The sequence below is a fragment of the Streptococcus sp. Marseille-Q6488 genome (assembly GCF_946902925.1).
Classification (GTDB): domain Bacteria; phylum Bacillota; class Bacilli; order Lactobacillales; family Streptococcaceae; genus Streptococcus.
The window spans coordinates 1-24,904 of sequence record NZ_CAMPPZ010000013.1; the positions used below are offsets into that span (position 1 = coordinate 1).

At 42.4% G+C, this 24,904-nt stretch carries 27 protein-coding genes; 8 read left to right on the plus strand and 19 right to left on the minus strand.

The window, feature by feature from the left end; genetic code table 11:
* The coding region (locus tag OVN23_RS06815; protein ID WP_267240875.1) for a hypothetical protein at positions 1–200 on the plus strand (200 nt) is incomplete at its 5' end.
* Positions 201–288: 88 nt separating this feature from the next.
* On the opposite strand, the gene OVN23_RS06820 is transcribed toward OVN23_RS06815, so the two are convergent.
* Positions 289–1,863, minus strand: a complete 1,575-nt coding sequence (locus OVN23_RS06820) for a DEAD/DEAH box helicase (protein ID WP_173218596.1) — start codon at positions 1,861–1,863, stop codon at positions 289–291.
* A 197-nt stretch (positions 1,864–2,060) separates the two neighbouring features.
* Positions 2,061–3,287 (minus strand): OFA family MFS transporter, encoded by a 1,227-nt coding sequence (locus OVN23_RS06825; protein ID WP_173218594.1) that lies wholly within the window; start codon positions 3,285–3,287, stop codon positions 2,061–2,063.
* A 193-nt stretch (positions 3,288–3,480) separates the two neighbouring features.
* On the opposite strand from OVN23_RS06825, the gene OVN23_RS06830 reads away from it, so the two are divergent.
* From OVN23_RS06830 to OVN23_RS06850, 5 genes are all read left to right on the plus strand, one after another.
* The gene (locus tag OVN23_RS06830) at positions 3,481–4,797 is read left to right on the plus strand and encodes an FAD-containing oxidoreductase (protein ID WP_061817748.1); all 1,317 of its coding nucleotides are present in this window, start codon (positions 3,481–3,483) and stop codon (positions 4,795–4,797) included.
* Positions 4,798–4,895: 98 nt separating this feature from the next.
* Positions 4,896–6,239 carry a lipid II isoglutaminyl synthase subunit MurT gene (gene murT, locus OVN23_RS06835; RefSeq protein WP_173252855.1) on the plus strand — a complete coding sequence of 448 codons (1,344 nt, stop codon included), beginning with the start codon at positions 4,896–4,898 and terminating at the stop codon, positions 6,237–6,239.
* On the plus strand, positions 6,239–7,021 hold the full coding sequence (gene gatD, locus OVN23_RS06840) for a lipid II isoglutaminyl synthase subunit GatD (protein ID WP_033686811.1): 783 nt from the start codon (positions 6,239–6,241) through the stop codon (positions 7,019–7,021). Before murT ends, gatD begins: the two co-directional genes overlap by 1 nt.
* Before the next feature lie 127 nt (positions 7,022–7,148).
* Positions 7,149–8,231 carry a M24 family metallopeptidase gene (locus OVN23_RS06845; RefSeq protein ID WP_173252854.1) on the plus strand — a complete coding sequence of 361 codons (1,083 nt, stop codon included), beginning with the start codon at positions 7,149–7,151 and terminating at the stop codon, positions 8,229–8,231.
* Positions 8,232–8,248: 17 nt separating this feature from the next.
* Positions 8,249–8,455 (plus strand): hypothetical protein, encoded by a 207-nt coding sequence (locus OVN23_RS06850; protein WP_267240876.1) that lies wholly within the window; start codon positions 8,249–8,251, stop codon positions 8,453–8,455.
* A gap of 76 nt (positions 8,456–8,531) precedes the next feature.
* Here the strand turns inward: OVN23_RS06850 and OVN23_RS06855 are convergent, their stop codons facing one another.
* From OVN23_RS06855 to OVN23_RS06890, 8 genes are all read right to left on the minus strand, one after another.
* Positions 8,532–8,993, minus strand: coding sequence for an ECF transporter S component (locus OVN23_RS06855; RefSeq protein ID WP_050390887.1), 462 nt, complete (start codon positions 8,991–8,993; stop codon positions 8,532–8,534).
* Positions 8,971–9,744 carry a bifunctional hydroxymethylpyrimidine kinase/phosphomethylpyrimidine kinase gene (locus tag OVN23_RS06860; RefSeq protein WP_173218585.1) on the minus strand — a complete coding sequence of 258 codons (774 nt, stop codon included), beginning with the start codon at positions 9,742–9,744 and terminating at the stop codon, positions 8,971–8,973. The genes OVN23_RS06855 and OVN23_RS06860 overlap by 23 nt, the downstream gene beginning before the upstream one ends.
* Complete coding sequence (truA, locus tag OVN23_RS06865; protein ID WP_173218583.1) at positions 9,734–10,483, minus strand: tRNA pseudouridine(38-40) synthase TruA; 750 nt, start codon at positions 10,481–10,483, stop codon at positions 9,734–9,736. The genes OVN23_RS06860 and truA overlap by 11 nt, the downstream gene beginning before the upstream one ends.
* Before the next feature lie 99 nt (positions 10,484–10,582).
* A complete protein-coding gene (locus OVN23_RS06870) occupies positions 10,583–11,734 on the minus strand; it encodes an MFS transporter (RefSeq protein ID WP_173218581.1) in 1,152 nt (383 codons plus the stop codon).
* Between the two features lie 124 nt (positions 11,735–11,858).
* Positions 11,859–12,488 carry a Pr6Pr family membrane protein gene (locus tag OVN23_RS06875; RefSeq protein ID WP_173218579.1) on the minus strand — a complete coding sequence of 210 codons (630 nt, stop codon included), beginning with the start codon at positions 12,486–12,488 and terminating at the stop codon, positions 11,859–11,861.
* 2 nt (positions 12,489–12,490) lie between these two features.
* Entirely contained in the window at positions 12,491–12,829 is a 339-nt protein-coding gene (locus OVN23_RS06880) for a zinc ribbon domain-containing protein YjdM (protein WP_001061596.1), read from the minus strand.
* Positions 12,830–12,958: 129 nt separating this feature from the next.
* Entirely contained in the window at positions 12,959–13,630 is a 672-nt protein-coding gene (gene cmk / locus OVN23_RS06885; RefSeq protein WP_173218577.1) for a (d)CMP kinase, read from the minus strand.
* An 8-nt stretch (positions 13,631–13,638) separates the two neighbouring features.
* On the minus strand, positions 13,639–14,109 hold the full coding sequence (locus OVN23_RS06890; protein ID WP_173218575.1) for an SAG1386/EF1546 family surface-associated protein: 471 nt from the start codon (positions 14,107–14,109) through the stop codon (positions 13,639–13,641).
* A 45-nt stretch (positions 14,110–14,154) separates the two neighbouring features.
* Between OVN23_RS06890 and OVN23_RS06895 the strand changes: the two genes are divergently transcribed.
* A complete protein-coding gene (locus OVN23_RS06895; RefSeq protein WP_173218573.1) occupies positions 14,155–14,361 on the plus strand; it encodes a ferredoxin in 207 nt (68 codons plus the stop codon).
* 50 nt (positions 14,362–14,411) lie between these two features.
* Here the strand turns inward: OVN23_RS06895 and OVN23_RS06900 are convergent, their stop codons facing one another.
* The 6 genes from OVN23_RS06900 to OVN23_RS06925 all read right to left on the minus strand — a co-directional run bounded on the left by OVN23_RS06900 (position 14,412) and on the right by OVN23_RS06925 (position 21,519).
* Positions 14,412–15,377 (minus strand): glycosyltransferase family 2 protein, encoded by a 966-nt coding sequence (locus OVN23_RS06900; RefSeq protein ID WP_173218571.1) that lies wholly within the window; start codon positions 15,375–15,377, stop codon positions 14,412–14,414.
* 1 nt (position 15,378) lies between these two features.
* Positions 15,379–16,398 carry a UDP-glucose 4-epimerase GalE gene (galE, locus tag OVN23_RS06905; protein WP_173218569.1) on the minus strand — a complete coding sequence of 340 codons (1,020 nt, stop codon included), beginning with the start codon at positions 16,396–16,398 and terminating at the stop codon, positions 15,379–15,381.
* A gap of 102 nt (positions 16,399–16,500) precedes the next feature.
* A complete protein-coding gene (locus OVN23_RS06910) occupies positions 16,501–17,604 on the minus strand; it encodes an NAD(P)/FAD-dependent oxidoreductase (protein WP_173218566.1) in 1,104 nt (367 codons plus the stop codon).
* A 16-nt stretch (positions 17,605–17,620) separates the two neighbouring features.
* Positions 17,621–18,418: a Nif3-like dinuclear metal center hexameric protein gene (locus OVN23_RS06915; RefSeq protein ID WP_173218564.1), complete on the minus strand. Its 798-nt coding sequence runs from the start codon at positions 18,416–18,418 to the stop codon at positions 17,621–17,623.
* A complete protein-coding gene (locus OVN23_RS06920) occupies positions 18,405–19,082 on the minus strand; it encodes a tRNA (adenine(22)-N(1))-methyltransferase (RefSeq protein ID WP_173218555.1) in 678 nt (225 codons plus the stop codon). Before OVN23_RS06920 ends, OVN23_RS06915 begins: the two co-directional genes overlap by 14 nt.
* A gap of 100 nt (positions 19,083–19,182) precedes the next feature.
* Positions 19,183–21,519 (minus strand): cation-translocating P-type ATPase, encoded by a 2,337-nt coding sequence (locus tag OVN23_RS06925; RefSeq protein WP_173218553.1) that lies wholly within the window; start codon positions 21,517–21,519, stop codon positions 19,183–19,185.
* Between the two features lie 132 nt (positions 21,520–21,651).
* Here OVN23_RS06925 and OVN23_RS06930 point away from each other — a divergent pair, with 132 nt between their 5' ends.
* A complete protein-coding gene (locus OVN23_RS06930) occupies positions 21,652–22,401 on the plus strand; it encodes a lysophospholipid acyltransferase family protein (RefSeq protein ID WP_173218551.1) in 750 nt (249 codons plus the stop codon).
* Between the two features lie 43 nt (positions 22,402–22,444).
* Here the strand turns inward: OVN23_RS06930 and OVN23_RS06935 are convergent, their stop codons facing one another.
* From OVN23_RS06935 to OVN23_RS06945, 3 genes are read right to left on the minus strand one after another with little or no spacing between them, the layout of a single operon-like run.
* On the minus strand, positions 22,445–23,137 hold the full coding sequence (locus tag OVN23_RS06935) for an alpha/beta hydrolase (RefSeq protein ID WP_173262089.1): 693 nt from the start codon (positions 23,135–23,137) through the stop codon (positions 22,445–22,447).
* The gene (locus OVN23_RS06940) at positions 23,118–24,128 is read right to left on the minus strand and encodes an ABC transporter substrate-binding protein (protein ID WP_173262086.1); all 1,011 of its coding nucleotides are present in this window, start codon (positions 24,126–24,128) and stop codon (positions 23,118–23,120) included. The genes OVN23_RS06935 and OVN23_RS06940 overlap by 20 nt, the downstream gene beginning before the upstream one ends.
* A 19-nt stretch (positions 24,129–24,147) precedes the next feature.
* Positions 24,148–24,903: an ABC transporter ATP-binding protein gene (locus OVN23_RS06945; RefSeq protein WP_173218545.1), complete on the minus strand. Its 756-nt coding sequence runs from the start codon at positions 24,901–24,903 to the stop codon at positions 24,148–24,150.
* Position 24,904 lies beyond the last annotated feature (1 nt).

Genomic DNA, 24,904 nt, shown 5'->3' on the forward strand with positions numbered 1-24,904 from the left:
ACTGCTTTGAGGTTGCAGATAGAACTGACGAAGTCAGCTCAAAGCACTGCTTTGAGGTTGCAGATAGAACTGACGAAGTCAGCTCAAAGCACTGCTTTGAGGTTGCAGATAGAACTGACGAAGTCAGCTCAAAGCACTGCTTTGAGGTTGCAGATAGAACTGACGAAGTCAGTAACATATCTACGGCAAGGCGACGTTGACGAGGTTTGAAGAGATTTTCGAAGAGTATTATCTTTTCACATTCGGTCTCCTTATATAAAAAAGCGATTCATTTTGAACCGCTTTTTCTTATTTATCGCCCTTGTTACGAATAACAAAGCCTGTTTTCTTTTCGCTTGAAGTATTGCGTGGTTTTTTATTATCCTTACGGTAACGTTTTTCCTTATCAAAACGATCGTTGCCACGACTTCCTTTGTTGAACTCATCACGACGACCACCACGACGGTTGTCTCCACGGCGATTATCACGACGGTCATCTCCACGACGACCTCCTTTAGCTTTACCACCGAAGCCATTACCTGACGGTTTAAACGGTAGTGGTTTTTCACGCGCAATCTCCACTTCAGGAAGGCTATCTGGATCTTGGACTGTCAGACTCAAGATATACATTGCCAATTCTTCTGGAGTAAATTCGGCAGCTAGCTTACGAGCGTCCTTACCAAATTTCTCAAAGTTGGCACGAATGGTTTCATCTGCAAAATCACGTTCGATTTTCTTGAGAGCTACTTGTTTTTTAGCTTGGAAGGCTTCTTCTGCACTTGCAGGTTTGAGACCTTTCATGCGTTTCTTAGTCAAGTTTTCAATGATTTGGAGGTAGCCCATTTCATTTGGTGATACGAAAGTAATAGACTGACCTGACTTACCAGCACGACCTGTACGACCGATACGGTGAACATAGCTTTCAGGATCTTGTGGAATATCGTAGTTATAGACATGGGTCACACCTGAAATATCCAAGCCACGCGCTGCAACGTCCGTCGCAACTAAAACATCAAGGTTCCCATTTTTGAAGTCACGAAGGACACGAAGACGTTTGTTTTGGTCTAGGTCTCCATGAATTCCTTCTGCACGGAAGCCACGGATTTTCAGACCACGAGTCAATTCATCCACACGGCGCTTGGTACGACCAAATACGATAGCAAGTTCTGGTTGTTCCACATCCATGAGACGAGTCATGGTATCAAATTTTTCTTGTTCTTTAACTCGGATGTAGTATTGATCAACCAATTCTGTGGTCAATTCCTTAGCAGCAATCTTGACATGCTCAGGTTCTTTCATAAACTGAACACCGATACGTTTGATGGCATCTGGCATAGTTGCTGAGAAGAGCAAGGTTTGTCTATTTTCAGGGACACGCGAGATAATGGCTTCGATGTCTTCAAGAAAGCCCATGTTGAGCATTTCATCGGCTTCGTCAAGGATAAGCGTTTCAATATCTTGTAATTTCAAGGCCTTGCGTTTAATCAAGTCCAAGAGGCGACCTGGAGTTCCCACCACGATATGGGCACCAGATTTAAGAGCCTTAATTTGTTTTTCAATGCTTGATCCACCATATACTGAGCGGACTTTGACTCCCTTACTACGACCAAAGCGGAAGAGTTCTTCTTGACTTTGGACAGCGAGTTCACGAGTTGGAGCGATAACCAAGGCTTGGATGGTCGCTTCTTCTGTACGGATTTTTTCAAGGGTTGGCAAGCCAAAGGCTGCGGTTTTTCCTGTACCAGTCTGAGCTTGACCGATAACGTCCTTGCCTTCTAGAGCCAAAGGAATGGTTTGTTCTTGGATAGGACTGGCTTCTACAAAACCAGCTTTTTCAATCTCTGCTAGCAAATCAGCAGACAAGTTTAATTCATTAAATTTCACGTTGTTCTTCTTTCTAAAGGTGGTGCGAAGCCACCCTATAGGACTTAGTTTATACTTTTCTTTTTATGACGTATTTTCATATACTGGATACAAAATCGTGTTGCTTCTTTTCCACAAAAGAAAAGTACTGTTTTCTTTGCAACCCATCTAGTATAACACAAGACCAGAGCAAAAGATAGCCCCATTTCTACAGAAAATCATGTAAGCGGTTTTTGGCTTTCCTTTTTGATGGAACGACCTAGATAATAAGACAAAGCCAAGGCGATACTATATAAAATGATAAAAACGAACAAGGTTTGTGTGTAAGAATGAGCCATTTTATAAGTTTCTGCTAATAAAATAGGTCCTGCTAAACCAGCCATGGCCCAAGCTGTTAAAATATATCCATGCAGAGCAGCCAATTCCTTGGTTCCAAAAATATCACTGAGATAAGCTGGAATCAAAGAAAAACCAGCTCCATAGCAAGTCATCAAAATAGACATAGCGACTACAAATAAAACGGAATCTGTAAAGAGCCAAAGTGAGAGAGAAAAGAAAAGATTGACAAGCAGTAATATACTAAAGGTTAGGGGGCGACCGATATAGTCAGATAAGCTCGCCCAGAGCAAGCGACCAAATCCATTGAAAATCCCTAAAACGCCCACCATTACTGCTGCATGACTTGTAGACAAGCCAGCCATCTCCTGTGCCATTGGCGATGCCGCTGAAATTAAGCCTAAACCACAAGCTATGTTGATAAAGAAAATAATCCAAAGTATATAAAACCGATTGCTTTTTAGAGCCTGATTTGCAGCCATTCCTTGCGTCAAAGAGGCTGTTTTTTCTTTCCCTGAAGCAGATAAAATTGCAAGCTCTTGCTCATTTGGACGCTTAATGAATTGTGAAGCTAGGAGCATGATAATAAAGTAACTTGCACCTAAAATATAAAAAGTTTCTACAAGCCCTACCCCTGCGATGAGATGTTGCGCTATGGGACTAGTCAATAAAGAAGCAAAACCAAACCCCATAATCGCTAAACCTGTTGCGAGACCACGTTTATCAGGAAACCATTTTATAATCGTTGACACAGGGGTAATATAGCCTGCTCCCAAACCAAGCCCACCTAAAATGCCATAAGCGAGATACAACAACCACAGTTCCTGACGGTCTATCGCAAATCCTGTTAAGATATTTCCACCTGCGTATAGAAAAGCAGATAGACTCCCCATGACTCTCGGACCAAATTTTTCTACCAAACGTCCCATAAATGCAGCAGATAAGCCCAAACAAAAGATTGCTAGACTAAAGGCAAAGGCAACAGAAGCCTGATCCCATCCCGTTTTTTCAATAATAGGGTTGCGATAAACACTCCAAGCATAAGTAGAACCCAGCATTAAGTGTAAAATGACCCCAGCAAAGGCAATAATATAACGATTCGATTTCATAAAACCTCCTATTTTCGGAAATTTATTCTATCTTATATAAAAATAGATAGGATTTTAGTTTATCAAGCTTGTCAAAAAATTACTAGTTTTTTGTCTGGAAAGCGTTTTTATCTTTTTCTGTCTTTTTCGTAGCAGAATTGTGCAAAAGTTTTTTTCTTGTGCTAGAATGAAATGCGAATAGGAGGAACTCTAAATGTTAACTTATGATTTAATCGTTATCGGATTTGGTAAAGCTGGTAAAACACTAGCTGGTAAATTGGCTTCAGCTGGCAAAAAAGTTGCCCTCATTGAACGTAGCAAAGCTATGTACGGTGGAACTTGTATCAACATCGGATGTATCCCAACTAAAACTTTGCTAGTTGCTGCTGAGAAAGACTTGTCTTTTGAAGAAGTCATTGCTACCAAAAACACGATCACTGGTCGCCTCAATGGTAAAAACTATGCTACTGTTGCAGGTACAGGCGTAGATATCTTTGATGCGGAAGCTCACTTCCTTTCAAATAAAGTCATTGAAATTCAAGCTGGTGATGAAAAGAAAGAACTGACTGCTGAAACAATCGTCATCAATACTGGTGCTGTTTCAAACGTCTTGCCAATCCCTGGACTTGCTACAAGCAAAAACGTCTTTGACTCAACAGGTATCCAAAACTTGGACAAATTGCCTGAAAACCTTGGAGTCCTTGGTGGTGGAAATATCGGTCTTGAATTTGCCGGCCTTTACAACAAACTTGGAAGCAAGGTCACAGTTCTAGATGCCTTGGATACTTTCCTTCCTCGTGCAGAACCTTCCATCGCAGCTCTTGCTAAACAATACATGGAAGAAGATGGCATTGAATTGCTTCAAAATATCCATACTACTGAAATCAAAAACGATGGTGACCAAGTCCTTGTCGTGACTGAAAACGAAACTTACCGTTTCGACGCCCTTCTCTACGCAACTGGACGCAAACCAAATGTAGAACCACTTCAACTTGAAAATACAGATATTGAACTAACTGAACGTGGCGCTATTAAAGTAGACAAACATTGTCAAACAAACGTTCCTGGTGTCTTTGCAGTTGGAGATGTCAACGGTGGCCTTCAATTTACTTACATTTCACTTGATGACTTCCGTGTTGTTTACAGCTACCTTGCTGGAGATGGTAGCTACACGCTTGAAGACCGTCTCAATGTACCAAACACCATGTTTATCACACCTGCCCTTTCACAAGTCGGTTTGACTGAAAGCCAAGCGGCTGATTTGAAACTTCCATACGCCGTTAAGGAAATCCCTGTTGCAGCAATGCCTCGTGGCCATGTAAATGGAGACCTTCGCGGAGCTTTCAAAGCTGTTGTTAATACTGAAACAAAAGAAATTCTTGGAGCAAGCATCTTTTCAGAAGGTTCTCAAGAAATCATCAACATCATCACTGTTGCTATGGACAACAAAATTCCTTACACTTACTTCACAAAACAAATCTTCACTCACCCAACCTTGGCTGAGAACTTGAATGACTTGTTTGCGATTTAAGTTGAAATCTCATCTTAACTGACAGCCCTCTTTGGGCTGTTTTTGCTTCTGCGAAACACCAAATCTGTCTTTTCCCTCTTTTGTGATATAATAGAAACATGAACTTAAAAACTACTTTGGGCCTTCTTGCTGGGCGTTCTTCCCACTTCGTTTTAAGCCGTCTTGGCCGTGGAAGTACGCTCCCAGGAAAACTTGCCCTTCAATTTGATAAAGATATTTTACAAAACCTTGCTAAGAACTACGAGATTGTCGTGGTCACTGGAACCAACGGAAAAACCTTGACAACTGCCCTCACTGTCGGCATTTTAAAAGAGGTTTATGGTCAAGTTCTAACCAACCCAAGCGGTGCTAACATGATCACAGGAATTGCGACAACCTTCTTAACAGCCAAATCTTCTAAAACTGGGAAAAATATTGCCGTCCTAGAAATCGATGAAGCCAGCCTATCTCGTATCTGTGACTATATCCAGCCAAGCCTTTTTGTCATCACCAACATCTTCCGTGACCAGATGGATCGCTATGGTGAGATTTACACAACTTATAAGATGATTTTGGATGCTATTCGTAAGGTGCCTACTGCCACTGTTCTTCTTAATGGAGATAGTCCACTTTTCTACAAACCAGCTATTCCAAATCCTATACAGTATTTTGGTTTTGACTTGGAGAAAGGGCCAGCCCAGCTGGCTCACTATAATACAGAAGGGATTCTCTGTTCTGACTGCCAAGGAATCCTCAAATATGAGCATAATACCTATGCAAATTTGGGTGCCTATATCTGTGAAGGCTGTGGATGTAAACGTCCTGATCTGGACTATCGCTTGACAGAACTGGTTGAGTTGACCAACAATCGCTCTCGCTTTGTCATTGACGGACAAGAATACGGTATTCAAATCGGTGGTCTCTACAATATCTACAACGCCCTAGCTGCAGTTGCTATCGCCCGTTTCCTTGGTGCAGATTCACAACTCATCAAGCAGGGATTTGACAAGAGCCGTGCAGTCTTTGGACGCCAAGAAACCTTCCACATCGGGGACAAGGAATGTACCCTCGTCTTGATTAAAAATCCAGTCGGTGCGACCCAAGCTATCGAGATGATTAAACTAGCTCCTTATCCATTTAGCCTATCTGTCCTCCTAAATGCCAACTATGCAGATGGAATTGACACCAGCTGGATCTGGGATGCTGATTTTGAACAAATCACTGATATGGACATTCCTGAAATCAACGCTGGCGGTGTTCGCCATTCTGAAATCGCACGTCGTCTACGAGTAACAGGCTATCCAGCTGAGAAAATCACTGAAACAAGTAGTCTGGAACAAGTTCTTAAAACCATTGAGAACCAAGACTGCAAGCATGCTTATATTCTGGCTACCTATACTGCTATGCTTGAATTCCGCGAACTGCTGGCTAGTCGTCAGATTGTTAGAAAGGAGATGAACTAATGGTTTATACTTCACTTTCCTCAAAAGATGGCAATTACCCCTATCAGCTCAACATTGCCCACCTCTACGGTAACCTCATGAATACCTACGGGGACAATGGAAACATCCTCATGCTCAAGTATGTTGCTGAAAAACTGGGAGCCCATGTGACGGTTGACATCGTTTCTCTCCATGATGATTTTGATGAAAACCACTATGACATCGCCTTTTTTGGTGGTGGTCAAGACTTTGAACAAAGTATTATTGCAGACGACCTACCTGCTAAAAAAGAGAGCATTGACAACTACATCCAAAATGACGGTGTGGTTCTGGCTATCTGCGGTGGTTTCCAACTATTGGGTCAATATTATATTGAAGCTTCAGGGAGACGTATCGAAGGGCTAGGTGTCATGGGCCACTACACGCTCAACCAGACCAATAACCGTTTTATCGGTGACATCAAGATTCACAATGAAGATTTCAATGAAACCTACTATGGCTTTGAAAATCATCAGGGCCGTACCTTCCTCTCAGATGATCAAAAACCACTGGGACAGGTTGTCTATGGAAATGGAAATAACGAAGAAAAAGTCGGCGAAGGGGTTCATTATAAGAATGTCTTTGGTTCCTACTTCCACGGGCCTATCCTCTCTCGTAATGCCAATCTGGCTTATCGCCTAGTCACTACAGCCCTCAAGAAGAAATATGGTCAGGACATCCAACTCCCTGCCTATGAAGATATTCTCAGCCAAGAAATCGCTGAAGAATACAGTGATGTCAAAAGCAAGGCTGACTTTTCTTAAACAAAAGGAAATTATATCAAAGAACTCTGTTATCTTGTGGGAGTTCTTTTTGTCTGTTCTTTTACCCTTCTCCCTTGCATTTTCTCTCATTTTTTGCCAAAATAGAGGAGTAGAAAGAAGGTAGCATATGTCTAAATTACAACAAATCGTAACATATCTTGAATCAGAAAAACTAGACGTCGCTGTCGTATCTGACCCCGTCACAATCAATTACCTCACTGGCTTTTACAGTGATCCCCATGAACGCCAAATGTTCCTTTTTATCCTAGCGGATCAAGAACCCCTCCTCTTTGTCCCAGCCCTTGAGGTTGAGCGTGCTACTAGCACTGTTTCCTTCCCAGTTGTGGGCTATGTGGATTCTGAAAATCCATGGCAAAAAATGAAACATGCTCTACCACAGCTTGATTTCAAACGTGTCGCTGTTGAGTTTGACAATCTCATCTTAACCAAATATCATGGCTTGAAAATAGTCTTTGAAACTGCTGAGTTTGACAACCTCACACCTCGTATCCAACGCATGCGCCTCATCAAATCAGCTGATGAAGTGCAAAAAATGATGGTTGCAGGTCTCTATGCGGACAAGGCTGTTAAGGTTGGTTTTGATAATATTTCTCTTGATAAGACAGAGACAGATATCATCGCTCAAATTGACTTTGCCATGAAACGTGAAGGCTATGAAATGAGCTTTGATACCATGGTCTTGACTGGTGATAATGCTGCAAATCCGCACGGCATTCCGGCAGCTAACAAAGTTGAGAATAACGCCCTTCTCCTCTTTGACCTTGGTGTTCTAGTCAACGGTTACGCATCAGACATGACTCGTACAGTCGCTGTCGGTAAACCTGACCAATTCAAGAAAGACATTTACAACTTGACTCTTGAAGCCCAACAAGCTGCCCTTGACTTTATCAAGCCAGGTGTGACTGCCCATGAAGTGGACCGCGCTGCCCGTGAGGTCATCGAAAAAGCTGGTTATGGCGAGTACTTCAACCACCGTCTCGGTCATGGTATCGGTATGGATGTTCACGAATTCCCATCTATCATGGAAGGAAACGACATGGTCATCGAAGAAGGCATGTGCTTCTCTGTTGAACCAGGAATCTATATCCCTGGTAAAGTCGGTGTCCGTATCGAAGACTGCGGTGTTGTTACCAAGAATGGCTTCGACCTCTTTACAAGTACCAGCAAAGACTTACTTTATTTTGATTAATATTCATCTAATACTCAATGAAAATCAAAGAGCAAACTAGGAAGCTAGCCGCAGGTTGCTCAAAGCACTGCTTTGAGGTTATAGATAGAACTGACGAAGTCAGCTCAAAACACTGTTTTGAGGTTGTGGATAGAACTGACGAAGTCAGTAACCATATATACGGTAAGGCGACGCTGACGTGGTTTGAAGAGATTTTCGAAGAGTATAAAATCTTCCCACAATAAAACGCATACTATCAAGGTTTTCAATACCTGATACTATGCGTTTTTTCTGATTTTTAGGACTTTCTCCACATCCTCTTTACTTAATCTTCTTAATACTTTGACTAAGGATAAATCCTACAATCATCCCTACCATATTTTGCATGAAATTTGGTAAGATCTCTGGTAGGGCTGCTGTCCAGCCATTCATCAATGTAGAACCCAAGGCGTAACCCCCTACCATGGCAATCGTTGCTAAGATAAGGCCTAACCACTGAGTTTTTCCTTTAAGTCCTGCGAAAAATCCCTGCAAGCCATGGTTGAGCAAGCTAAAGAACATCCACTGAGGGTAGCCTGATAAGAGGTCAATCAAGAAACCTGCTAGTCCTCCGACTACAGCCCCTTCGCGACTACCAAAGTAGAAGGCCGTAAAGAAGACACCCGCATCTAAAAGAGTTAGAATGCCTGTCGGTGTTGGAATTTTTAAGAAATAACCTAGAACCACAGAGAGGGCGGTTAATAGTGATACAAGGGCGATTTTAGTTGTTTTGGTTTGCTTCATATTGTCTTACTCCATACTGATCTGCTTGTGCAATAGCACGATAAACGAAAGCCTTAGAGCTTTCTACTGCTGGTAAAAGTTCATCACCTTTGACTAGATGACTGGCAATGCTGGAGGCAAAGGTACAACCTGCACCAGCATTTTGCCCTTGGATGACGGGATTTTCTAGGACTGTAAAGGTTTGTCCATCATAAAAGACATCTACAGCCTTGTCCTGACTAAGGCGATTGCCTCCCTTGATAATGACTGCTGACGCTCCTAAGTCATGCAATTTCTGTGCTGCAGTTTTCATATCTTCAAGGGTTCTAATCTCTTGATCTGCTAGTAATTCTGCTTCAGGAAGATTAGGCGTAATCACACTGACATGAGGGAAAAAGCGAATCAATTCTTGACAGAGCTCACTTACAGCTACGTCGTGCGTTTCCTTGCAGACCAAGACAGGATCCAGAACCACAGGCACTCCTGGGCGTTGTTTGATAAAGTCCAATGCCTTCTCAGCCACACTGACAGTTGGAAGAAGACCAATCTTAATTCCCCCAAACTCCACATCACGCAAGCTATCTAATTCATGTTGAAAAATGGTATCGTCAGTTGGAAAGACTTCAAATCCTTTTTCTGTCAAGGCTGTCAAACAAGTCACTGCTACAAAGCCATGCAAGCCGTTCAAGGTATAGGTAGCCAAATCCGCGGACAAACCACCACCACTAAAAATATCATTTCCAGAAAGTGCTAAAATACGATTATTCTTCATAACGAATCTCCTTTAAATATAAACCATTTGGTGCTGCAGTGGGACCTGCAAGTTGCCTGTCCTTTTTCTCCAAGATGAGGTCAATCTGCTCTACTGGCATGCGGTTATTGCCAATTTTGAGTAGCGTCCCCACCATATTGCGAATCTGCTTATACAAGAAACCATTTCCTGAAAAGGTAAAGGTCAAAAACTGGCCTGTCTCATCCACCCTAAGGCTAGCTTCTGTAATAGTGCGAACCTTATCTTCTACACTAGTCCCAGAGGCTGTAAAGCCTGTGAAATCGTGGGTTCCCTCTAGCTTTTTGATTGCAATCTGCATTTGTTCCACATCGAGTTGGTAGGGAAAGTGAGTGGCATAGTGACGGCGCATCGGATTTTTGGGACGCCCCCTATCCACGATAAACTCATAGGTTTTGCTATGTTTGGCATAACGGCAATGAAAATCATCCGCTACAAGCTCAATCGAGATCACATCAATATCTTCAGGGGACTGAGTGTCTAGAGCAAAACGGAGCTTCTCCTCATCCATTTGATAAGGCAGGTCAAAATGAATAACCTGTCCTAAAGCATGAACCCCACTATCTGTCCTACCAGCACCGTGAACAGTGATAGCTTGCCCCTTATTTAACCTGGTCAAGGTTTTTTCAATTTCTTCCTGAACGCTACGCGCATGAGGCTGGCGCTGAAAACCAGCAAAGGCGTAACCATCATAGGAAATAGTTGCTTTATATCTCGTCATAACTTCTATTTTATCAAGAAAATAATCTGTAAACAAGTTCCTAAATCAAATAGTGTCTGGGTACAAAATTCACAAAAAGAAAAACTTAGGAAACCAATCCTAAGCTCTCTTTTGAAGTAAGTACATGACAAAGATAGATGTTACAATCAACCAACCTCCTAAGATGGTAAAGACTAGCATGCCATTGTGAGTTAGTAAGCCAATTGCACCTAGAACAAATGGGGTCGTAAAGGCTCCAAAACTACAGCCTAAAACTGCAAATGAAGTGGCTTGATTGAGGAGTTTAGCTGGAATTCGTTCAGAGACAAGTTGAAAAACTGTCGTCAAGGCTACACTGTAGGCAAAACCAGCCAGAATGCTTCCTGCTACTACCACCCACAAGGATGGAGCCAGAGCAATCACAATTTGCCCTAAACCGAAGGTAATACCAGACCAGAGGAGCAGTTTCTCTTTAAAGATAGAAATCAAGAAAGAAAAACTCACACCAGCCACAATCCCGATCAACTGCATGACACTAAGAACAAAACTAGATAACTGGGCATCTCCAAGTCCTCTTTCCACCATCAAACTTGGAATACGAATAGTAATAGCCGTATTGGTACAAACTACAACCGCTGCTTCAATAGCTAGGGTAAAAATCAAGCCTTTCATTTCTCGAGTTAAGCGACTTGCTTCCTTCGCTTTTTTCTTGACTTCTTTCTTTTCTTTTCTATAAGGGACAAAGAGCAGATAAAGGGTCAGCACCAAAAATCCAGCACTATAAGCTAGGAAGGTAGCTGTCCAACCAAAGGCCAACAACTGGCCGACTGCCAAGGTAATGAGAGAAGCTCCAACAACCTCTGCAGAACCACGTAGCCCTAACATCTGAATTCGCGTTTTCCCTTGATAACGCTCACTGATGATAGAAATAGCCTTGGCATTGATCATCCCAACTCCCAAACCAAAAAGAATCCGTGTTCCAAATACAAAAGGATAGGCTTGATACCAAAAGGGTGCTGTTCCACTCAGTGATAAAATCAGCAATCCCAAACTAATTTGTAAGCGCTCAGGAAAGATTTTTTCTAAAAAACCATTTAGTAGTAACATCATCATAATCCCAAAAGAGGGCAAGCTCGCCAAAAGCTCAATTTGTTCCTTAGGATAACCTTGATAATAGTCAAACATGGCTGGCAGGGCACTCGAGATGGAAAAGGACGTAATCAAAACGAGGGAGAGAGCCAAAATACTGGCCCGTTCTAAAAATTGTTTCATGAAATCTCTTTCTATATTTCTCTTAATCTTCTAATTTTTTGATAGTTATCAAACAAGCAAGAAAAGAAGAAGCCTCTTTAGTGTACAGACTCCTTCTTAAACTCGAAAATGAATCCCTTGTGTCTTAGGATGACTTTCTCTTGATTTGCTTAATAAAGTAGAAGATAAATCCTGCTACCATATAGGCAACAAAGATAATCAGACACCACTTGAATACGACATCCCATCCCTTGTTCACATTCAAAAAGAAGTAAGGGAAAGGATTATCCTTGGCATTTGGAATATTGAGTTTTAGAACCAAGCCATTAAAAAGAGCAAACATCATATACAGCAAGGGTAAAATCGTCCACACAATTGGATCCCAAATCTTGTATTGACCCTGTTTGTCAAAAAAGAGGGTATCTGCGAAAAACCAGAGGGGAACGATATAGTGGCAAAGGAAATTTTCCAGAGTATAGAAATTAGTCGCAATGGGCGCTAAGAGGAAATGGTAAATCACACAGGTAATCATGATACTCATGGTGACCCCACCTTTTAAACGCAAGAGACTTGGTCTTTGCCAGTTTTCACCTACACGGCTCATAACCTTTAGGAGATAAAGGGTAAAAATAGTTACCAAGAGGTTGGACAGAACCGTGTAATAGAGAAGCATCCCAAAACCACCATGCTTGGTAATTTCAAGATAAACTCCCGTAAAAGCCGCTAGAAACAAGAAGATACGGCTATAAAATACAAATTTATAGTGTTTTGACATACTTAAATCTTCTTCACAAACTCTGATTTGAGTTTCATGGCACCAAAACCATCAATCTTACAGTCGATATTGTGGTCGCCTTCTACGATGCGGATATTTTTCACGCGCGTCCCTTGTTTCAAATCTTTTGGCGCACCTTTTACTTTCAAGTCCTTGATGAGAGTTACTGTATCACCGTCAGCCAATTTATTTCCGTTGGCATCGATAGCGACAAGGCCCTCTTCTACATCTGCAACTTCAGCAGGATTCCACTCATAAGCACACTCTGGGCAAACCAGTAGGGCACCGTCTTCGTAGACATACTCTGAGTTACATTTTGGACAATTTGGTAAGTTGTTCATGGTTTCTCCTTATCATCATTCACTATTCTTTGAAAATCAAAATTTCTCGAACAGCAACTATTATACCCTAAAATCAGCATTTTGACAAATTTAGAAAAAACCGATATCCATCTATCGGCTTTTCTACATTTACATTCTTTTTTCAGCTTCTGCTTTGATTTTTTCAACTACTTCTTGAATGTTCAATCCAGTTGTATCAAGGTAAACTGCATCCTCTGCTTGTTTGAGAGGCGAAGTCTCACGATGACTATCCTTGTAGTCACGCGCAGCAATTTCCTCTTTTAGTATTTCAAGGTTTGTTTCAATTCCCTTGGCAATATTTTCCTTGTAACGACGCTCTGCTCTTTCATCTACCGAAGCTACTAGGAAAATTTTTAATTCTGCTTGTGGCAATACAACAGTTCCAATATCGCGGCCATCCATGACAATCCCGCCTTGCTGGGCGATTTTTTGTTGGAGAGAAACCAGTTTCTCACGCACTTGAGGAATTGCTGCAATAGCAGAAACATGATTGGTCACTTCATTTTCACGGATAGGATGAGTAATATCCACATCGCCTACAAAGACAAGCTGATCTCCAGTTTCTGAGCGTCCAAAGCTGATTGGATGCTGGTCCAACAAGGCTAGAAGGGCTTCGACTTCTTCTACTCCTAACTGGTTCTTGAGAGCCATGTAGGTCGCTGCACGATACATGGCACCTGTATCTAGGTAAGTATAACCAAAATCCTTAGCAATAATCTTTGCGACCGTACTCTTACCACTTGAAGCAGGACCGTCAATAGCAATTTGAATTGTTTTCATATCGGCTCCTATTTTATTTTTATAACATCACCTGGATTAGCAAACCAAGATCCTGTAGCCATGTGCCCAGGATTCAAGGCCTCTAACTGAGCAATGGAGATTCCTGCACGAGCTGCAATAGCTGCTTCCCCTTCTCCTGCTAAGACTTTTGTCGTCCCTTCTGGATCTGTAGCTTCCTCCGAGTGTTCAGAAGAAGATTCTGAACTCTGTTCAGGCTGGGAACTACTAGATGATGAAATCTGTACTACATTTGCATCTGAATCGTGAAAATCTTTCAAGGCTGCTGTGCGATTACTCCCACCTGATGAAAGATAGATGAGAACAATAATCATCACCACCACAATTACAAAGAAAATACTGGCTAGGATCGTCAAGACACGATTGGCCACTACATCTCTGCCTTGAGTTCTCTTACGACGTTCTGATCTTGTTTCTTCTTGATTTTCATAAATATCTTCTTGCCACGGTTCTTTTTCCATACCCTGCTCCTTGTTTTTTTTTACTTTTCTTATTACAATATAAATATGAAAATCACACTTATACCTGAACGATGCATCGCCTGTGGGCTTTGCCAAACTTATTCTGATTTATTTGATTACCACGATAATGGAATCGTGCGTTTTTACGATGACCCTGACCAACTAGAAAAAGAAATTTCTCCTAGCCAGGATGTCTTAGAGGCTGTTAAAAATTGCCCAACTCGCGCCCTGATTAGCAATCAGGAAGCCTAAATCAATAGCGATAATCCACTTCCTCTAGTTTAGCACATTTCCATGTAAAATTATAGTCTTTTCACTTTATTTTTTTCTGTAAAATCAGGAAGGTCACTTTTTTCTTTGATCAGATAAAGTGGTCTTTTTTTAGTCTCCAAATAAATTTTACTAATGTACTTGCCGAGAATCCCAATGGTCAAGAGTTGAATGCCTCCAAGAAAGAGAATGACAGCCATCAGAGAGGTCCAACCTGATGTCGGATTGCCCAAAATGAGGGTCCGAACCACAACAAAAAAGGTCATCAGTAGAGAAATAAAACAAGATAGGAGACCAGCTACAAAGGCTATAGTCAAGGGAAAATCTGAAAAATTAACAATCCCTTCAATGGAGTAGAAAAAGAGTTGCCTAAAACTCCAACTGGTCTTGCCAGCCTTCCTTTCGACATTTGGATAGTCCAGATAGTGGGTTTTAAAGCCGACCCAGGCAAAAAGTCCCTTCGAAAAACGATTGGACTCAGTCAAGCTTAAAATGGCATCGACCACAGACCTTCTCATCATGCGAAAATCACGAACACCTGACGGCAGGGCTACTGGACTGATTTTTTTCATGAAGCCGTAAAAGAGATCAGCACAGAAACTGCGAAAGAAGGGTTCTCCCTCCCGACTGGTTCTGCGTGTTCCTACACAGTCTAAATCTGCATTCTGGTCTAGTAAGTTTTTCATCTCAAGCAACATACTAGGAGGATCTTGGAGATCTGCATCCATCACCACCACCAGATCTCCTGTCGCATATTGCAAGCCTGCATATAGAGCAGCTTCTTTGCCAAAATTTCGCGAGAAAGAAATATAATGAACTGCCGGATTTTGTTCTCGATAGGCCTTTAAGAGTCTCAAGGTCCCATCACTTGATCCATCATCGACAAAAACATACTCGATTTCTGTTTCCAAATCTGGAAGTAAAGCTTCCAAAGCCTGATAAAAAAGAGGAAGTACTTCCTCTTCGTTTAAACAGGGGACAATGATTGACATCACCATCTTAGTCTTCAAATCCATTTGGATGCTTGCTTTGCCAACGCCATGCGTCTTCACACATTTGGGTGATGCCGAGTTCTGCTTCCCAGCCGAGTTCTGCTTTGGCTTTTGCAGGATCTGAATAGCAGGCTGCGATATCCCCTGGGCGACGTTCTACAATGCGGTAAGGAATTGGGCGCCCCACTGCTTTTTCCATGTTTTGGATAATTTCAAGAACAGAATAGCCTTTACCAGTTCCAAGGTTATAAACATTTAGACCTGAACCTTTTTGAATTTTTTTCAGAGCTGCAACGTGACCTTTAGCCAAATCGACAACATGGATATAGTCACGAACACCTGTTCCATCTTCCGTATCGTAATCATCTCCAAACACTTGCACTTGCTCTAGTTTACCAACGGCTACTTGAGTCACATATGGCAAGAGATTGTTTGGAATACCGTTTGGATTTTCTCCCAAATCTCCACTCTCATGGGCTCCGATTGGGTTAAAGTAACGAAGCAAGACCACATTCCATTCTGAGTCTGCTTTGTAAATATCCGTCAAAATTTCCTCTAGCATAAGCTTGGTGCGGCCATATGGGTTGGTCACTGAAAGTGGGAAATCTTCCAAGATTGGCACTGTATGCGGATCTCCGTAAACTGTCGCAGAAGAACTGAAAATAATGTTTTTACAGTTGTTTTCTTCCATGACCTTCAAAAGACTAACAGTTCCAGCGATATTGTTGTCATAGTAGGCAAGAGGGATACGGGTTGATTCGCCAACAGCCTTCAAACCAGCAAAGTGAATGACCCCTGTTGGTTCTTCTTGTTTGAAAATATCTCTGAGAGTATCAGTATCACGAATATCTGCCCCATAAAACGGAATTTCAACTCCTGTGATTCTTTCAACAACTTCTAAACTTTTTCTGTTACTATTCACAAGGTTATCCACCACAACAACCTGATGACCTGCTTGGATTAACTCAATAACTGTGTGGGTTCCGATAAAACCTGCTCCACCCGTTACCAAAATCTTTTCTTGCATCTTTTTTCCTCGATTCTCGGATCATTTTTTCTTATTTTACCATTTTTGATAGGGAATGTCATTTGCCATCCTAGAGGGGAGGCTAAAATTTCAGTAAAATTCTTATTTGCTTTTTACTCGTTTGACATAGTTTTCAATTGGGTAGTTTGCTGGGTCTAAGGTCATTTCCCTGCTTTGGACCAGTTGGGCTAGGTGGTAACCAATGATAGGACCAGTTGTGAGGCCTGATGAACCTAGTCCACTAGCAGCATAGACACCTGCTAAGCCAGGTACTTGCCCAAAGAAAGGTGAGAAATCACTGGTATAGGCACGGATTCCCACACGCTCAGCTCTTGAAGTCGCTACTGCCAAGATTGGATAGTGAGGCAAGGCTGCCTCCTCCATTTGTTGGAGTAAGGTTTCATCTACCGTCAAATCAAATCCCATGTCATTTTCATGGGTAGCGCCTAGGGATGATTTCCCACCTGCAAAAGGAATCAAATCCCACTCCCCTTCTGGCATAACAACAGGGTAAGCTGCCATGTCTTGGGCAAGCTGATAATCTCGGAGTTGTCCTTTCTGAGGACGAACATCTACAGCATAACCCAAGGGTTCTAATATGTGACCCAACCAAGCTCCCGTTGCCAAAACAACCTGGTCAAACACCTCTTCACCAATCTGGTAACCTGATGCTAAAGGTGTCAGAGTCACTTTTTCTTTGACCAGCTTGACATGACTGGCTTCCAGCAAACGAGTCACTAAGAGTTGACCATCTACTCTCGCTCCACCAGAAGCATAGAGCAAGCGGTCAAATCCCTGTAAGCCAGGGAATAATTCATTAGCTGATACTTGGTCTAGAATGGCTAATTGCCCTATCAAGGGAGATTCTTCTCTACGCTGGAGGGCTAGTTGATAGAGTTCTTCCAACTTGGATTCATCTCTTTTCAGGAGAAAGACTCCCGAACGTTGGTAAAAGTTGATTTCTTGCCCTGACTTGTCTAAATCAGCTAATAAATCCACATAAAAATCAGCCCCCAAGCGCGCCATCTTGTACCAAGCTTTATTGCGGCGTTTGGAAAACCAAGGACTGATAATTCCTGCTGCAGCCTTGGTTGCCTGACCCTGTCCATGGTCAAAAACGGTCACCTCTAGGTCACTTTCTTTCGAGAGGTAGTAGGCAGCTGTTGCTCCCACAATTCCTGCTCCGATAATAGCAACTTTTTTCATTGTTTTCACTTTCTAACTAGATATGGTGGAAAGGATTGGTCGATGCTTGACTAGGTACAATATCAATAGTCCAGCCATTTTCTCCTTTCCATTGATTAAGAAGCTCTGCGATTTTTTCCACAAACAGCACTTCGATATAGTGTCCTGGATCCAGTGCCAACAAGCCATCAGACAGCATATCCTGGGCAGTGTGGTAGTAAATATCACCAGTGATATAGACATCCGCTCCTTTAGCTAAAGCATCCTTATAGAAAGACTGCCCGCTACCACCACAGATGGCAACTCTTGAAATAGGCTTCTGCAAATCGCTCTCTTGATAATGCACCAATCGAAGGCTATCTAAACCAAAGACTTGCTTGACATTCTGGGCCAATTCCTCAAATGTCTGAGGCTGAATATTTCCAATACGTCCAATCCCACGTTCAGGGCCTGTTTCCTGCAGATAAGTCGTTTCCTCGATACCTAACATCTGACAGAACCAGTCATTGAGACCATTTTCAACGATGTCAATATTGGTATGACTTACATAAACTGCAACGTCATGCTTGATGAGATCAATGTAAATCTGATTTTGTGGACGGCTGGCTACCAAATCCTTGATGGGACGGAAAATCGGCGCGTGCTTGACAATAATCAAGTCCACACCCTTTTCAATGGCTTCAGCCACCGTTTCTTCACGAATATCCAGAGCAACCATGACCCTTTGGATATCCTTGTCCAAAGTTCCAATTTGCAGGCCACGACTGTCTCCCTCCATAGAAAATTCCTGGGGGCAAAAGGCTTCATAAGCTTGGATCACTTCACTTGCTAACATGGAGCACCTCCTTGATGGCTTGAATTTTATCGACTAGAACTTGACGTTCCTCCAGATTTTTTTCTGGGATTTGTCCAAGGGCAAACTCTAGCTTAGCAGCTTCTTTTTGCCATTTTTGGACAAAGACTGGACTGACCTCTTTGCACAAGAAAGGGCCAAAGTGAACATCAATGGCTGATAGCTTCATTTGTCCTGCTTCCACCACCAAAATCTCGTAAAACTTGCCAGCTTCTTCTAAGATGCTTTCAGCTACAATCTGAAACCCATTCTCTTGTAGCCAGATGCGCAAGTCGTCTTCACGATTATTGGGCTGGAGGATCAATCGTTCTACATTAGCTAACTTGTCCAAGCCTTCTTCTAAAATCCTAGCAATCAAACGACCACCCATACCAGCAATGGTAATGACAGACACTTGGTCTGCCTCTTCAAAAGCTGCCAGCCCATTGGCTAAACGGACTTGGATTTTCTCCTTTAGACCATGAGCTTCAACGTTTTTGACTGCGGACTGGTAGGGACCTTCCACCACCTCACCTGCAATAGCACTTTTAATTTGGCCTCTCTCGACCAAGTCGATAGGCAGATAAGCATGGTCACTTCCCACATCTAATAAAATGGCTCCCTGTGGCACAAAGGAAGCCACTAATTCTAATCTCTTTGAAATCATTCTCTCTCACTTTCCAAACTCTATTACCTCTTATTATACCACATTTCAGCTAGCACTCCTCCACCTAAAAAGACCGCAATCCACAGATTGCAGCCTTTCTTTATTTTTTCGCTTGGTAACGACTGGTTAAGATAAATATCACGGTAAAGACCAACATCATGACACCATAAACAGGTAAAGTTTGTCCTGTTAAGGTTGAAATTTCAAGCAATTTTTGAATTCTTGGGAAGAGAGCTGTTGCTAGGAAGCCTCCTACTGACCAAACAATCAAGAGGACACGCCATAGGGTAAATGGCATGCAGGCTCTAAATACGGATAAGAAACCAATTGACCCCAAGAGATAATAGAGTAGAGTTGAGATTTCTAACTCAGACCAACCTTGGCTACTTCCAAATATTTTCACAAACAGAACGCTGAACACAACCATGAGAGCACTTGGTAGGGCACGAAGCATGGATCTTCTAAGGAAATTTGGCTCAACAGGTTTGATATTTCTCTCAAAAGTCAGAACGAATGGCGGGAAACCTTCCACAAACTGGTCAATCATAGTAATCTGGATCGGAATGAAGGGGAAAATCAAGATCCATTCAGACCGCCCCAGAAGAGCACTGGCAATACAGATGACTGCGAGCAAGAAAGAATAGATGGTCTTTATCAAGAAAATAGGGGCGATATGGGCAATGTTATTGACTACACGACGGCCTTCAAAGAGAATCTCAGGAACATCATTAAAGTCAGAGTTCAAGAGAACTAGATTAGCAATCTGACGAGTCGCCGGATCTCCCTCAGCCATCACGATAGAACAATCCGCCTCACGAAGGGCCAGGATATCATTAACTCCATCCCCAGTCATAGCTGTTGTATGGCCTGCTTTTTTCAACGTTTGGATGATGAGTTTCTTTTGATGAGGGGAAACACGACCGAAAATGGCTGTTTCCTCAGCCATATCAACCAATTCCTCATCCGTGATTTTTGAGCAATCTACATAACTGTGATAGTCTGCAAAGCCAGCCTTCTGGGCAATACTGGACACAGTGACCGGATTATCACCAGAGATAATCTTGAGGCCCACTTCCTGAGAACGGAGATAGTCCAGCGTCTCTGCTGCTCCTTCTCGAATGGGATCCAAGATTTCCAGCAAGGCTTGAGCCTGAATATCAGATGGTTTCTGTGGTTTGTGATGGTCTAGTTTTTCCTGACTGAGGGCTAAGACCAAGACACGTGAACCTCTCTCCAAGGCCTCTCTGGCTTCTGGGACCTCAGAATCCAGCAACATCTCAGGCGCCCCTAAGAAAACTGTTCCCAAACCTTCCAATTCCATTGCTCCCCACTTGCGGTCGCTAGAGAAGGGGAGATTGGAAATCATAGGATAGGCTACTAGACCTTGGAAACGCTGGCGAATAGCTTGGGCAGTTGGATTTTTATCCTCACTATGGGCTATGTAGCTTGTCAGGATGCTAGCAAGCGCTGACTCTCCATACTGTTCGGTCAAAGGAAGAACGGCTTCCACCTGCATCTTTCCTTGGGTGATGGTACCCGTCTTGTCCAGACAGAGCATGTCCACGCGCGCCAAGGTCTCAACAGAGTACATCTCCTGCACCAAGACCTTTTTCAAACCTAGCTTGATCACTGCAGTCAAGAGCGAAGTAATGGTCAAAAGGGCGATTCCCTTGGGCAACATTCCCAGTAGGGCTGTCGACGAATTTACAACGGATGACTTGAGAGGCAGGCCTTTTAAAAGCAAGGCTTCTAGCAAGAGAGCCAGACCAAAGGGAATGATAATCTTCCCAGTAAAACCAGCTAACCTGTCCAGCGATTTCATGATACGAGAGTTGATTGGTTTAACGGTCTTGGCTTCCAGCATGAGTTTGGCAGCATAGTTGTCTGCACCGACATGGTGAACTTGAGCTAAAACTGACCCACTGGCTAGGAAACTTCCAGACAAAAGCAAGGCGTCAACTTCCTTTTGCACCAAATCACTCTCTCCCGTTAGCATGGCTTCATTGACTTCCGCAAAACCTTCCAAAACCAAGGCATCACTGGGAATCTGCTCTCCTGCAGACAAACGAATGACATCTCCTAACACCAATTCTTCAGGATTCAGAGCCACTTCTTGGCCATCACGAATGGTTTTGACCTTTTCCTTGGTCATGAGATTGAGCTTGTCCACCATGTGTTTAGCCCGCAGCTCGGTCACAATCCCAGAAAAAGCGTTAAAGCAGATAACAGCAAAAAAGACCAAATTGCTCCAAGCCTGCACAAAGGCAAGGGCCAAAGCAATGGCAAAGTTCAAAGCGTTAAAAAGGGTAAAGACATTTCGTTTAACGATTTGCCAAGTGCTAGTACTGGCCGATGCAGTAAAATCATTGACCAAGCCCTTAGCCTGTCTTTCCTTGACTTCTCTTTGGGTTAATCCCATAATCTTATTTTTATCCATAAATTCTATCATATCATTTTTTTTAACAGAATTCTAATCTCATCCCAAATATGCACCTAGTCAAGGGAAAAGTTTGCCAGCCCTCCTTTGATAAGGTATAATAATAACAAGAAAATAATCGAAGGAGATCGCATGTTTTATACTTATTTACGTGGATTGGTTGTCTTGCTCCTATGGTCCATCAATGGCAATGCCCACTATCATAATACTGATAAAATTCCTAATCAAGATGAAAATTATATTCTGGTTGCACCTCACCGCACCTGGTGGGATCCTGTTTACATGGCCTTTGCGACCAAGCCAAAACAGTTCATCTTTATGGCCAAAAAAGAACTCTTTACCAACCGTATCTTTGGTTGGTGGATTCGTATGTGTGGCGCTTTTCCTATCGACCGTGAAAATCCTAGCGCTTCTGCCATCAAATATCCTATCAATGTCCTCAAAAAAAGTGATCGCTCTCTTATCATGTTTCCAAGTGGGAGCCGTCACTCAAATGATGTTAAGGGTGGCGTAGCCTTGATTGCCAAAATGGCCAAGGTCCGTATCATGCCGGTTACCTACACAGGTCCCATGACTTTGAAGGGCTTGGTTAGCCGTGAGCGTGTTGATATGAACTTCGGAAATCCAATCGATATCTCAGATATCAAGAAAATGAATGATGAAGGCATTGAAACAGTCGCCAATCGCATTCAAACAGAATTCCAACGTTTGGACCAAGAAACGAAACAATGGCACAATGATAAAAAACCAAACCCACTCTGGTGGCTTATCCGCATCCCTGCCCTTATCCTTGCGGTTATCCTCGCTATCCTAACTATCATCTTTAGCTTTATCGCAAGCTTCGTATGGAATCCAGATAAAAAGAGAGAAAACCTTGGTTAAATAAATACAACAATCCCTTGGCAAAAGCCAAGGGATAAATCTTTTATTCGATTTTCCATTTTTTGGCCAACCAGCTGGAAAAAACTAGAAATCGCTCAGCTACTTGTTCATGGTGTCCATAAGGATCAAAGACAAACTGACCATTCGGATAGCGTTTCTCAAGACTAGTATGGATCTGCTCAGCATAGGCTGGTGCTTGAGCCAAGCGATTAGTATGGTGTGCTCCTTCTGTTTGACCATTCTGTAAATACAGCAAACAGTCTAGATTTTTCACTGTCTCTGCCTTGCAGTAAGTCACAAAATCAGGATACCAAAAGGAACCGCAGATGGAGAAGACACAGGAAACATTGTCAAAGCTGAAAAGACTGTAGACTGCCACCAAACCACCTAGTGAGTAACCTCCATAAGCAAGGCGATTTTTATCCAAGCGATAAAGCGACTGCAACTTGTCCAAAAGACCTCCAAATAAATGACTATGATAGGCATTTGCCTGACCGCCAAAATCTGGAGCCCCATCTCTCAGAGCAGATGTCGCCCATGGAGTGTAGTCGTCTAGGCGATTTTTAGAGGTTAAGCCCACTAAAATCACAGATTCGGAAAGAAACGATAGGAAATCCAAGTTTCCATCATTCAATAAAATAGCCGGATAGGTTTGATTGGGGTCGTAGTTAGAAGGAAGGCTGATTTTGACTTGAATTCCTTCCCAATCAAACTTATTATTTATTGATAAAGTCATTGATTTTCTCAAGGGAATCAATCACTGCTGGACCATAGTCCATCAATTCATCGTAAGAGATGGTCATGATTTTTTGATTCTTAATAGCAGGAACGCTTTCCAAAACAGCATTTGCCTTCATCAACTCTACTGCTTTTTCATCCAATTTTTTATTACGATCGCTGGTTACATAGATAATCAATTCAGGATCCATTGACACGAGGTTTTCCAAGGTCAAGCCTGATGTCCCCGTAGCAACGTTTGTATAACCAAGTTGGTTCAGCAAACTTTCTTGCAAAGCAGACTTGTAGGCACCGAAGGTTTCATCATTATAAGCAACCATAATCAAAGCCTTTTTCTTTTCACCTTGACTTGCTGGATTTGCTTTCTTAACAGCGTCAATTTTAGTTTGTAATTGGGCCGCGTATTCATTGGCCTTGTCCTGAACATTAAAAATCATTCCAAGATTTTTGACATCTTCTACGATATTCCCCAAATCTTGCTGAATTGTTGAGAGAGAAGCTTTTTGAGTATAAACTGGGATTTTGTTTTCATTCCAAGTGCTAACTGTCCCCAAGGATTTTTCAGAAAACATCATGTTTCGACCCATCACAGCGTCTGGCTCATAAGAAAGGACTGTCTCTTGTGAGACTGTTTTTTTATCCCCAATTTGAGGAATAGTCGCAATCGCGTCCTTGTATTTGTCCGTCACAGCATTGTCTGGATTGAGCATGCCAACAATTTTATCCTTCAACCCCAACTCCAATAAAATTTCAGTGGTTGAAAGATTATTTGTAATAACTTTTTCAGGTGTCTTGTCAAAAACTTGTTCGACTTCATTCCCTTTCGCGTCATAGGTCTTAACCGTTAACGGATAAGTCGTCTCTGTGCTCGCCTTTTGACTTGTTTCTGAGCTAGATTGAGTGGTAGCTTTTTCTGTAGTAGTATTGCCACAAGCTGCCATGGTTAGGGTAGCTACTGTTACCAGTAAAATGCTGAGTGTTTTTTTCATCTTGTTTTCCTTTTCATTCTTATAAATAGTGAATCATGGCTTGCTGATCCTCGGTCCAAGTCACCTGACTTTGAACTCCATATACAGTTTGCAATGACTCAGGGGTGATGGTCTCCTTTGGAGTCCCTTGGTAAAGGATTTCTCCCTCTTTCATTAGATAGAGATAATCCGAATAGCGACAAGCAAGTTGAATATCATGCAGGACAGCTAAAACATTGACCTTGAGCTCCTTCACAATGGCCAACAAGTCTAACTGATACTTGATATCCAGGTGATTGGTTGGTTCGTCCAGGAGCAAGAGAGTCGGTTCTTGCGCCAAGGCGCGGGCTAACAAAACTCGCTGTTTCTCTCCTCCTGACAGGGACGAATAGAGACGAGTTTTCTTCTCAAGCATATCCACCTTAACGAGGGCATCTTGAACGAGGGTATAATCTCTTTCCTTTTCCTTCTGTAAAAAAGAGAGGTGGGGAGTTCTTCCCAGCAAGACGATTTCCTCAACTGTAGAATCAAACTGCAGTTGGTTAAACTGGGTCACAACTGCCATTTGCTTGGCTGTTTCTTTGAGCGTCCATTGTTCCAGAGGCTTTCCATCTAGGCTTATCAAGCCTTTGTCCACCTTTTCCTGACGATAGAGGAGTTTAAGTAGACTGGTTTTCCCGCTTCCATTTGGTCCTAATATCGTGTGAAATTGATTTCCTTCAACCTTAAAAGAGACTCCTTTGAGGATTTTTTTCTCTCCCAGTCCAAAGTGGACATCCTGACAAATCAAGTCCATA